This is a genomic window from Chlorobiota bacterium, from assembly GCA_016710285.1.
Taxonomy (GTDB): domain Bacteria; phylum Bacteroidota; class Ignavibacteria; order OLB7; family OLB7; genus OLB7.
On sequence record JADJXR010000001.1, the window covers coordinates 714,359 to 726,106 of the forward strand.

The following is an 11,748-nucleotide window of genomic DNA, read 5'->3' on the forward strand; positions in this document are numbered from 1 at the left end:
TCCCGGGGGTGGGGAAGCGACAAGCAGAAACCAAAGCGGAGCGACCCACAGGCACTATGAGCCGCTCCGCAAAGAACCGTTGTGAGTTAATTACTGCGCAATCGGACTCATTGGGCTATCACGGCTCCGGCAGCATACTCATCAGCTTAGGCGTGATGAACTCAAGCTCGTGATGATGCACCTCCCCCAATTTGTCCAACGCAGAATTCCCCTCCTTCGTCAGCTTCACAAACACCTGGCGGCGGTCCTCCTTTCCTTGCTCGCGCACCACGTATCCGTGGGCGGCCAAGCGGTTTACCAGCCCGACGGTGCTGTGATGTTTGATCTGCAATCGTTCGGCAAGATCGCCGATGGTAAGCAACGCTCGGTCCGGCGTGCCCCGCAGCACAATCAGTGCTTGGTGATGTTGTGGCGTCATTCCCATTGCCAGTGCTGCGTCCTCGCTGGTGCGCAGCAGTTTCCGAAGAGCTTGGCGGAACGACGCCAGTGTCTGGAATTGTTCATTCGACAGACGTTTGGCCATAGTAGGTTTTCCTCCGTAGTATTGGTTGAATGGCTGCCGAATATAGCAAAACATTATCGCGGGATATACCGCAACAGGAAAAAGCAGCAAAAAGAAAAAGAGCTACGGGAAAAAAAACAGAAAAAGCCAAGATTTCACCTCTTGGCTTTTTTCATGTTGGCTTTTTTCACCTTGGATTTTTCACCTTGGATTTTCTCACAGATCATTGTGCCCTGCAACCGCTTCCCTTACGGGCGATACCATTCCTGTAGCGATTGGACCTGCAAATCCGATTCGGCAAGGGACCGAAGCCCGCTTAACGCGGCGGCGGCGGCGCTGGCGGTGGTGATGAACGGGATCTTGTACTCCATCGAAACCGCGCCCATTGTTTTCTCATCGTCGCGTGCGATCTCGCCCGAGGGGGTGTTGATGACCAACCGAACCTGGCCATTGCGGATGTAATCCAACACGTTCGGCTGGCCTTCCACAATTTTCAGAATCTTGGTGTTGGCTATCCCTTGCTCGGTTAGGAATCGGCTGGTCCCATCGGTGGCAAGGATGGTGAAGCCAAGCTCGGCAAACCCCCGCAGCGTTTCGGCAACGCGGGGGCGTTTGTCGTTGTCGGAGAGCGTGGCAAAAATTGTCCCGGCGTCTGGCAGCTGGTTGCCGCTTGCAATTCGGGCTTTCACCACCGCAAGGCCGGTCATCGAGTCAATCCCCATCACTTCCCCGGTTGAGCGCATCTCCGGCCCAAGAAACATGGAGGAGCGGGGGAACTTGCTGAAGGGGAAGACCGATTCTTTCACCGAAACGTGGTCCATCGCCATTGGCATATCGCGCAGATTGAAGCTGGCAAGCGGCTCGCCCGCCATCACCCGCGCGGCGATCTTGGCAAACGGAATCCCGGTGGCCTTGCTGACAAACGGGATGGTCCGGCTTGCACGTGGGTTCACCTCTAACACGTAGATGATCCCCCGCTGCATGGCAAATTGGATGTTCACCGGGCCAACCACCTTCAGCCCGCGCGCCAGCTTCCGGGTGTAGGCCACTATCGTCTCGAACTGCGCCCGCTCGATGTTGTACGGCGGCAGCACGCAGCTGGAATCCCCGGAATGCACCCCTGCTTCTTCGATGTGTTGCATCACCCCCCCAACCACCACGTCGGTTCCGTCGGCCACCGCGTCAACGTCGAACTCGAAGGCTTTTTCCAGGAAATGATCAATCAGCACCGGGTGATCGGGTGAGACTTGGGCGGCGGTTTGCATGTACTCGCGGATCCGCTCGGGCCGATAGCAAATCTCCATTGCCCGCCCCCCCAAAACGTAGCTTGGGCGAACCAGCACCGGATAGCCCACCCGCTCGGCAACGGCAATCGCTTCCTCCTCGCTGGTGGCGGTTCCCCAGGCTGGAACGGGGATGTTCAGCTGCGTGATAAGGTCGCCGAACCGCTGGCGATCCTCGGCCAAGTCAATCCCTTCGGAAGATGTTCCCAGGATTCGCACCCCGGCGGACTCCAATCGTTTGGCCAGCTTCAGCGGAGTTTGTCCGCCGAAGGAGACAATCACCCCCTCGGGCTGCTCGTGTTCGATGATGTTCATCACATCCTCGAAGGTCAGTGGCTCAAAATAGAGTTTGTCGGTAACGTCGTAGTCGGTGCTGACGGTCTCCGGATTGCAATTGACCATGATGACCTCGCACCCCTGCTCGCGAAGGGCCATCACGGCATGGACGCAGCAGTAATCGAACTCAATCCCCTGCCCAATTCGGTTTGGCCCGCCCCCCAGAATAATCACCTTGCGGCGGTCGGAGCGGATGGACTCGTTCTCTTCCTCGTAGGTGGAGTAGTGGTAGGGGGTGAAGGCTTGGAACTCCGCAGCGCAGGTGTCCACCGTTTTGAAGACCGGCACAACGCCAAGCGATTTCCGCAAGGCGCGGATTTCCGGCTCGGTCCGGTCCCACAGCCAAGCAAGCTGGCGGTCGCTGAAACCGAACTGCTTCGCCTGCCAGACCAGCTCCCGGAACTCTTCGGCAGTGGCGATTGCCGTGGCTGCCTGAAGCTCACCTCCGTTTCCGGCAGCTGAGTTTGCGGGGCTGAATTCCGGCATCGCCCATCCGTTCTGCTCCGTCATTTCTTTGGCCACTGCGGCGGCATCGCGAAGCTGTTGCTCCATCTCCACAATCTGAGCCATTTGGTCAACGAACCAGGGATCGTAGGCGGCAATCTCAAAAATTTCTTCGATGGAGATTCCCAATTTCAGCGCGTCGTAGATGTCGAAGATGGAGGTGGAAGTCCGTTTGTGCAGGCGCGTTTTTGTGTCGGCACGGGCGGCTTCTAACTCGGCTGGGGCCATTGCGGCGGTGGCGTAGCGGTCCTTTCCGTCGCCGCCCAAGCCGTAGCGATCTTGCTCAAGGGAACGAATCGCTTTTTGCAGAGCCTCCTTGAACGTGCGTCCAAACGCCATTGCTTCCCCCACCGACTTCATCTGCACGCCAAGCTGGTCCTCCACCCCTTTGAATTTTGGGAAATCCCAGCGGGGGATTTTCACCACAACGTAGTCAATGGTCGGTTCGAAGCTGGCGGGCGTTAGCCGGGTGATGTCGTTCGGGATTTCATCCAGGGTGTAGCCAATGGCCAGCTTTGCGGCAATCTTCGCGATTGGAAACCCGGTGGCTTTGGAGGCCAGCGCCGATGAACGGGAAACACGCGGGTTCATCTCGATAACGATCAGCCGGCCGTCCGCTGGGTTCTGGGCAAACTGGACGTTGGACCCGCCGGTCTCCACCCCAATTTCCCGCATGATCCGGATTGCGGCATCGCGCATTCGCTGATACTCACGATCGGTAAGGGTTTGGGCCGGCGCGCAGGTGATGGAGTCGCCGGTGTGGACCCCCATCGGGTCCACGTTTTCGATGGAGCAGATGATGGTGACGTTATCTTTTTTGTCGCGCATCACCTCCAACTCATACTCCTTCCATCCAATGATGGACTCCTCCACCAGCACCCGATGGATCGGCGAAGCGTTCAGGCCGAACTCCAATTTCTGGCGATACTCCTCCATGTTGTAGGCCACTCCGCCGCCGGTTCCCCCCAACGTAAACGAGGGACGAATGATTGCGGGGAAGCCGATCTGCTGGACCACCTCCATCCCCTGTTCCAGGGTGTCCACGAAGCCGCCGCGTGCCATTTCCAAGCCAGCGTTGTTCATGGCCTCCAGGAACAGCTCGCGATCCTCCGCTTTTTTGATAGCCTGCAGGTTTGCGCCAATCATCTCCACGCCGTAGCGTTCCAGCACCCCTTGCTCGGCGGCCTGGACCGCAACGTTCAGCGCGGTTTGGCCACCCATGGTTGGGAGGAGTGCATCGGGGCGTTCTTTGGCGATGATCTTCTCCAGGAACTCCACCGTGATTGGCTCAACGTAGGTAGCGTCGGCGATATCGGGGTCGGTCATGATTGTTGCTGGATTGGAGTTCAGCAGAATCACCCGCAACCCTTCCTCGCGCAGGACACGGCAAGCCTGAGTGCCGGAATAATCAAACTCGCAGGCCTGGCCAATCACGATAGGGCCGGAACCAAGAATCAGAACAGAACGGATGTCGGTGCGTTTTGGCATGGGGACTGTGTATGGAAAAACTGTGTCTGTGAAAAGCGTTCAACAACGTTGAAGTAACGGCGCGATTTCGCAATCGCGAAAACTCTTGTCGGAAAATTCCGGTCGGGAAGGGAAGCACCGGTTGCGGCCAGCAATACCCCCTCTATTTTTTCTACCCCTCAAACCGTGCGTCCAGCGAGGCGGCAAGCTGGTTGGAGTGTTGCAGCAGCAACGTCCGGACCGACTCGGCAACGGCAAAAACGCGGGAGAGGTTCATCTGCGACTCCTCATCCAGAACCTCGGCAACGCGGTTTTGGCGGAAGAACACATCTATCTCATCATCTTGCTCGGCAACGATTTCCAGCAGGTCTTCCAGCTCCTGTTCGGCATCGGTTCCGACCATCGCCAGAATCAAGCAGGCGCGGCAATAATAGAGGGTTGCAGCGCGGATCAGCCGGCGGAACTCGAAGGCGACTTCATTGCTGTCGGTGTCTATGTCCACCGCTTGCGCCCACTGCTCTTCGGCAATGGCGTGATACTCGTCGGCGGTTTCGATGATATGCTGTTTTAGGTTGTCGGTATTCATTCCGTGTTCATTCTGGAGCGTTCAATTGGTGAGCAAGCGATCTCGGGATTTTCATGGAGCCGTTCAAAGCTGCCCGATGGGTTCGGATTGATTTGCCAGCAGAAGCGCAAGCACGGCCATCCGAACTGCCACCCCATTTTCCACTTGGGGCAGCACCACCGAGTGCGGGCCGTCGGCGGTCTCGCTATCAAGCTCCACCCCGCGATTGATCGGCCCAGGGTGCAGAATCAGCAGATGTTTTTTCAGGCTACGAAGCATGTAATGGCGCAGCCCAAACAGCTTGGCATATTCCCCGACCGAGGGGAAGAATGCGCGATCCTGGCGCTCGTGCTGCACGCGGAGCATATTGAGCGCGTCGGCGAACTCCGTGGCTTCAGCAAGGCGATGGAACACCCGCACACCAAGCTCGGCAATGCCACGAGGTATCAGCGTAGGTGGTCCGCAGACGGCAACCTCGGCTCCCAATTTTTGCAAGGCATAGATGTTGGATAACGCCACGCGGCCATGAAGGATATCCCCCACAATTGCAACCCGCTTCCCCTCAAACCCTGTTGCATCGGCATTGGCAGAATCATGCCACCGTTCATAGAGGGTCAAGGTGTCCAGAAGAGCCTGTGTGGGATGCTCGTGGCGGCCATCGCCTGCGTTGATAAATGTGGAGCTACAGTGGCGGCTTAGGAACCACGGAACACCAGCGGCACTATGCCGGATCACAATGGCATCAACGTGCATTGCCTCGATGTTGAGAACCGAATCCAGCAGCGTTTCCCCTTTGGCAAGAGAGCTTGATTGGGCGGAGAAATTCAGAACGGTGGAGCCAAGCCGGCGTTCGGCAAGCTCGAAGCTCGAGCGGGTGCGGGTGGAGTTTTCGGCGAACAAATTGACCACCGTGCGCCCACGTAAAAGGTCCGATTGATTGCCGGGACGAAGAAAGTTATCGCGGTAGTGAAGAGCGGCTTGGAAGATAGTCAGGAGATCGGTCCGATTCAGTTCGGAAATACCGAGAAGATGCCGAACAGAGAGCCGATTAAACTGGCCTAATGTTCCGGCAGCAGCAGGCGACGCAGCGTGTGACGAACCAGAAGTGAGCAATTTTTGGCTCCAAAATTACACCCATCATGGTGCCAAGCCAAGCCGACTTACGAGTCGTGAACATTTGATGATGTTGAAGGGAGTTTTTTCAGGACGATTGAGCAAAAAGCACCAAGCGGCCACCGGGTTTCCCTGGTGGCCGCTTGGGTATTGTGTTCATCCTTCTCCCCCCTTGCGGAGGAGGGAAGGTTCGTTCCTTACTTCTTCACCACGATGCTCTTCACCACTGGGCTTTGGCCACCCACCCGATCCGTACTGTGTACGTTCCGCTCGTCAACTCGCTCACTGGCAACGAGTATTCCGTCACTCCGCTCACCATTGCTCCGCTGTACACCTCGCTTACCTCCTTCCCGCTTGCGTCGTACATCACGATCCGGCCTTCGCCACCCTCGGCCAACTCCACTTGCACGCTCCCACGATCCACCATCGGGTTCGGGGCTACCACCACGCTTAGGCTCATCGTCTCATCGCCGCTTACCTTCACCTGACGCTGGTCGTTGATCTCTACCGTCCCGTCTGTGTTCACCGTCACCAAGCGGTAGATGTACGTCCGGCCTCCCACTACTCCTCCATCCACCGTCCGGTACTCCGCTCCCACTGTCGCTGTTCCGCGACCTGCCTGGCGATCCACCACGCTGAACTCCCCGACCACGTCACCCGTCACCGCTTCCATTACCTCGGCTCGCTGAATCTCCATCGCGCTCACGTTCTCCTCGCCGGCTGTTGTCCACTCCACCGTTACCTGACGGCGACCTGTCTGCTGTGCCGCGAACGACGACAGCTTGATCGGCAGCACTTCCGATGTGTTGTATCCGAAGAAGTCCAACCCTGCCAACACCAACCGCTTCCTCCGCTCTGCGTTGGCTCCGGCCAGAAGCGACCGGCGTGACGCCAATCAAACGCGTAGTACACCACCTGCTTCTTCACTCCCTTCGAGGCCACTCCGGCTGTCGTGTCTTGACGTACCGTTGGATCCGACCGGTGGCAAATCTATGTACTGATGCGATGACTTCGCCACTCCGTCAGAGTTCACTGTCACCTTCAAGATCGCCGGCATCGGTGGTGCGTCGTTCGTCACCCCGGTCCCGGATCATCTCGAACTTGTTCGGCGTCAGCGCGATCCCCCTTGATCCGCAACCCGCTGTAGTTCGCTGGCTGCGTCGGCTTCGAGTACGTTGCGCGCAGGTAGTTGTTCACGAACTCCTTGTCGGCAATCTGACCGTTCCCGGCCGTCAACACCACGTCGTGCTTCCGTGCTACGTCCTGACCCGCGATCAGAAGGTTCGTCTTGTCCTTCATCGTGCGGCTCTCCAGCGCGCTCTTCAATGCTGCACGCTCTTCAGCTTCCAACCCTTGGGCTTCCTCGCCTTGTGCCCAGATCACCGTCTTCCATGGGCGGAAGTCCAGGTTCTCCTTTGGCCACATATCACGTTGGAAGATGTCGAAGTCTTCCGTCCCAACTCCGTTCGTCCGATCCCAGACGATCTGGTTCATTGCGCTGATCACCGAGTCCGCGTTCAGTTTGTTCCCAAGAACCACTGGATCGCTGATCCCGCTGTTCGTCACGTTCGATGGCTGGTAGCTCTCGACCGACACCAACACACGGCGCGTTGCACGCAACACGTAGAACCGCACGATCTTCTCGTACCGGTTGTTCGTCACGTTGTCGTCCGTTCCGCTCCGCAATTGCAGGCGGTACAGCGGACTCACGTTCGCATCCTGGCCGTAGTATGGATCGCTTTGCCTAACACTCGCGAAGCGTCTGCGGCATGAACATCCCGAACGCCACGTTCCGCTGCTCGCTCACGTCCACACTTGCGCTCTTGTTCATTGTCGCAACCGTCACCCACGTTGTCCCCGTCCACCGTTGCACCGTCATCGTTGCTGCGTTCGATGGCACCGGCTGGCCACCCACGTTCCGCAGGCGTCCCACAAGGCTCACCGCCGTGTCAACCATCATGTACTCTGCATCACTAAACTGGCCGCTTGAGGCACGATACCCCACCGGTCCCAAGATGTCCTCGGCCATCACATCGTGGTTGCGGATGTGACCCGTGAACTCGTCGGCTCCGATGTCGTACCGACCGTTCAATGCTGCCGAGCCGCGTGGCTCCATGTCAATATCGTTCGTCAACCCCGCGACCTTCGTCCCGCGGTTGTTCGCAATCGAACCACGGTACATCGGTTGGATATGGAGGTCAACGCCACCCGGGTACGTCGAGACGAACTCTTGGGTGATGTCACCCTGCATCGAGTTCATGTCCATGCCCGTCAGGTACCGCCATTGGTTCAGGTTCGTTGCCACTGGTGGCGATGGTATCTTGTACCCTTGTGCTGACAGGTTCTGCAACGATCCCGTCATCCCGTTCGGTACCCACAGAATATTGTGGTTCGAGATCAGCTTCGTCTTCAACTCCGATCCCACCAACCGAAGTGCGGTTGGATTGTTGGTTCCTGTCAACGCCACGATGTTGTTCTGAACCGAGCCTTGCGCACGGTCCATCAAAATCCCGTACTCCACCGCTTGCATGTTGCAGGCACTTGTGTTGTAGATCGTGTTGTTGTTGACCTGGTTCCCCGTCATCACGAAGTCCAGACGGTTCGTCCCTTCTGGCGTGATCGCAATGGCTGCAAGGGTGCTGCCCCACAATAGTTCCAAATCATGTTGTTCGATACCTTCAGGTTCGATGCCCCGTTGTTCGGGAATCGGTACGTCCGGTTCGATGGCGACACAAACACGTTCTCGTTGATGTCGGCAGCGATACCACCGCTGACTCCAACAACTGTGCTGATGTTTGCAATCCGGTTCCGCTCAATCGTGATGTCGCTCGAGTACCCACGGTTGTTCGAGGCGTTCCCACCGCTGGTGATCGCAATGCCAACGCCATGCAACATCGTCTTCGACGTGTTCGCAACACCGTTGATCCAGTTGTCGCTCACCACCGAGTTCTTCTCATACACCAACGTCACACCCGCACGACCTGAGTTCCAAATCTGGTTCCCGGTGTACTGGTTGTTCTGGTTCGTGTACGCCACGTAGGGACCCGGGCCAACCACGTACAGCGGTCCGGCTCCCACCGAGGCGATTCCCATGCCGAAGTCACGGATCACGTTCCCGCTGATCACGTTGTTCTGGTTCCGAAGCGTGTCGCGCTTTTGCGAGTTCGTTCCTGTGGCTCCGTCAATCGGTGCCGAGTTCCGAAGCATCACACCGGCCGACATCACCTGCGCCAAATCATCCACAAACGTGAACGTGTTGAACGACTGGTTGTAGCTTGGAATCGTCACCGTGTTCGCCGTGTTCTTCAGGCTCCACGTGTTCCCGCTTGCTGGCTCGATCCGGCTGTTGAGCACCTTGTAGTTGGAGGCACCCTGACCCAAATAGAACGGGATCGCCAAACGCTTGTATCCGCTGACGTTCGTTGCTGTTGTGTTCTCCAGCACGAACCGCAGCACCTTGTTGGTTCCACCATCCCACGTGATGTATCCGCTCGGGTTCGAGGTATCCTTCTGGCCGTACCAGATACCAATGCCCGATGGCGATTTCAGGTTGACCGTCACGTTCGTCTTGCCGGCAACCGGCCGCCACGTGATCGGGTTGTTCGCTCCCAATCCAACGACGTATCCGCGCATATCCAACGCTGGCTGCGATGGGTCGTTGTTGACTGGTTGAACCGTGTAGCTGTCGTCCACCAGTTCCAACGTCACCGGGCCGCCAACACCGTAGGTGCTGACCGAGTCCCAGGCTTCCTGGATCGTGCGGAAGTGCTCGCCGAACCCAACGCGGTACAATCCTGCGTAGCGTGCCTTCACGTTGAAGCACCACGTCGTCGAGTTGTTCTCCGTCACCGGGTCTTGCGGATCGTTCACCGTCACCGTCAAGCAGTACTCGCCTGCTCCGTTCGGGATGAAGTCCGGGAACTCTTGGCGAACCGTACTGTTGCCGCTTGGCACGGTCAAGATGGTTGTTTGGCGTGTATAGACCACATTGCCAGCAGCGTTCTTGATCGTTACCGTTGCCGGGACGTTCGTAGCATCGGCAATGCCGCTGTTGGTGGCATTGACAAGCACCGGAATCGGACGACCATCAGGGTACGACTGGAACTCCTGCGGCGAGTGTGGTGCAATACCTGCCGGCAACGCCATCAGCTCAATCTCATAGTTCGCATCAAATGGGAACCCGAGCTTTGGCCATTTCAGCAGCGTATCGTTCAGACGGTTCTGATCGTTGCTGAGGTTCGTGTAAATCTTGACGAAGTAGTGACCCGGCTTTGTCGGGGTCCACGTCGGCATGTTGATGTCGCGGAAGGTTGAAGGATCCCATGTTCCTGGGACGATGGTCTGGCCTTCGCCGACTTTGTTGCCGTTCTCATCAAAAATCCAATATCCAACCGGCACATCTTTCTGCGAGTTGAACCCGATGTTCAGGAAACGAACTTCGATCGGGACGCCGACACCGAGAGGATACTGATACTTCAGCGGCAGCTTGTTCTCGTACGGTTGCAGCAGTGTCCAAGAAGCAACGTCGTTTGGCAACGAGATGAAGAATTGGCCGGTCAGGGTATCGTTGAGTATATCTTGGTCAATATCCAACAGGGAAATGACTTTCACGGTATAGATACCGGGAACATCCATCAACGGTGCGGTCAAGGTAGGAGTAAGGGTTACCTGAGACTTACCAAGCTGAGCGGTTGCCGTCGTGAATGCGGTTCCGGTGGCGGTTGCCACGGGGTTGACCAAGTCTTGGTCACGATAGATCAAGGCTTTGACCGGAACGTTTTGGCGAACGTTCTTGCCGAAGTTGGTAAACTGGGCATTAATGGTGATCGAGGAACCACCAAGGTAGACGTTGGCTTTGCGTTCTGGGGTGAACCACAACGAGTCTGGGGTGACATCATCCATCAACGGGGTCAGGCGGTAGCCGATCTGCTGACCATTCTTTGTCGGGAACTGATAGTGCCAGTATGGGGAAGCACGGTAGTACACGTACGGATTACCTGCATAGCTCATGTAGTACGCATACAGTTCCGGGAACTGGTAGTAGACGTTCGCATAGTAGAAGGTACGAGCGGTTGTAATAGCAACCGTATCTGGCACCTGCGACGGATCGAGCAGCACTAGGAACTTGCTCTCGTCATTCACTGGTGGGGGAGTGGTTGGGCTGGTGCTGCGTGCAGTCTGCTGTCCCAAGTTTTTGATACCGACCAATGCACCATAACCCAAGGTGTATTGGGGGTTATCGGTTGGCTTGGTGCGGTTGATCGAGTTTGGTCCGTAGAAGAGTTCAATCTTTCCCGACGGGGTCTCGTAGATTTTGGCTTGGAAGTTCCCTGGGTTAGCACTTGGGTAGTAAGCACCCATCACGCGCCACTCGAAGGTCATCACGCGGTTTGGTGAAACTCCATCAACACGGTAATAGACACCACCGGTAGGCGATGTCACACCGCTTGAGCGGAGATCGCTCCAATAGGCCCACAATACACGGTCATCGTAGGAATACCATGATGGATTCCAGATGCCTTGCTGATAGTTAAGGTTAGGGTTGTTCGAACCCAAGCCCCAACCATAGCCATTATAGTTCGCTTGGTTAAAGCCAATGTACCCAGCAACGTCAACCTGGACGGTTGAGTAGTAGTTGCCGAGGAAGAAGATTGGGAATCCGTTATACGGCGAAGCCGTAACGTTGAAGTTGTAGTTCTGCGAACCACCATACCGACCGGATGTGTTAGGTATCAAATAGGTACCCGCCGATCCGATGATGGTTTGGAAGTTGTTTGGGATCCTCTGTGGAAGGTAGTTGTTCCACGGAATCTTCACCATGGGAGGATTAGTCCCCGGCGTTTGGGCCATTAGCCCGGTTCCGACCACTAAGGCCAGAATAAGTGTGGTAAGGACTTTACGCATTACCGATGCTCCTGTGGGTTTGTTAGTACAGTGTTTGTAATGCAGACTGTTAAGCGTCAAAGAACAAGGCTCAT

General features: G+C 56.8%; 9 protein-coding genes. 1 reads left to right on the forward strand and 8 read right to left on the reverse strand.

The genetic code is table 11. The features are described 5' to 3' along the window. Nucleotides 1-118: 118 nt before the first annotated feature. Nucleotides 119-523, reverse strand: coding sequence for a MarR family transcriptional regulator (locus tag IPM61_02580; GenBank protein MBK8910192.1), 405 nt, complete (start codon nt 521-523; stop codon nt 119-121). 29 nt (nt 524-552) lie between these two features. Between IPM61_02580 and IPM61_02585 the strand changes: the two genes are divergently transcribed. Next, nucleotides 553-774 (forward strand): hypothetical protein, encoded by a 222-nt coding sequence (locus tag IPM61_02585; protein MBK8910193.1) that lies wholly within the window; start codon nt 553-555, stop codon nt 772-774. Here the strand turns inward: IPM61_02585 and carB are convergent. The 7 genes from carB to IPM61_02620 form a co-directional block, all read right to left on the reverse strand. Next, the gene (carB, locus tag IPM61_02590) at nt 751-4,113 is read right to left on the reverse strand and encodes a carbamoyl-phosphate synthase large subunit (protein MBK8910194.1); all 3,363 of its coding nucleotides are present in this window, start codon (nt 4,111-4,113) and stop codon (nt 751-753) included. The two genes, IPM61_02585 and carB, sit on opposite strands and share 24 nt — an antisense overlap. Before the next feature lie 151 nt (nt 4,114-4,264). Continuing rightward, nucleotides 4,265-4,678, reverse strand: a complete 414-nt coding sequence (locus IPM61_02595; protein MBK8910195.1) for a hypothetical protein — start codon at nt 4,676-4,678, stop codon at nt 4,265-4,267. 63 nt (nt 4,679-4,741) lie between these two features. Then, the gene (locus tag IPM61_02600; protein MBK8910196.1) at nt 4,742-5,770 is read right to left on the reverse strand and encodes an aspartate carbamoyltransferase catalytic subunit; all 1,029 of its coding nucleotides are present in this window, start codon (nt 5,768-5,770) and stop codon (nt 4,742-4,744) included. Nucleotides 5,771-5,990: 220 nt separating this feature from the next. Further along, nucleotides 5,991-6,665: a T9SS type A sorting domain-containing protein gene (locus IPM61_02605; protein ID MBK8910197.1), complete on the reverse strand. Its 675-nt coding sequence runs from the start codon at nt 6,663-6,665 to the stop codon at nt 5,991-5,993. Nucleotides 6,666-6,844: 179 nt separating this feature from the next. After that, nucleotides 6,845-7,480 carry a hypothetical protein gene (locus IPM61_02610; protein ID MBK8910198.1) on the reverse strand — a complete coding sequence of 212 codons (636 nt, stop codon included), beginning with the start codon at nt 7,478-7,480 and terminating at the stop codon, nt 6,845-6,847. A 34-nt stretch (nt 7,481-7,514) separates the two neighbouring features. Continuing rightward, on the reverse strand, nt 7,515-8,429 hold the full coding sequence (locus tag IPM61_02615; protein MBK8910199.1) for a hypothetical protein: 915 nt from the start codon (nt 8,427-8,429) through the stop codon (nt 7,515-7,517). After that, on the reverse strand, nt 8,354-11,674 hold the full coding sequence (locus tag IPM61_02620) for a hypothetical protein (protein ID MBK8910200.1): 3,321 nt from the start codon (nt 11,672-11,674) through the stop codon (nt 8,354-8,356). Before IPM61_02620 ends, IPM61_02615 begins: the two co-directional genes overlap by 76 nt. Nucleotides 11,675-11,748 lie beyond the last annotated feature (74 nt).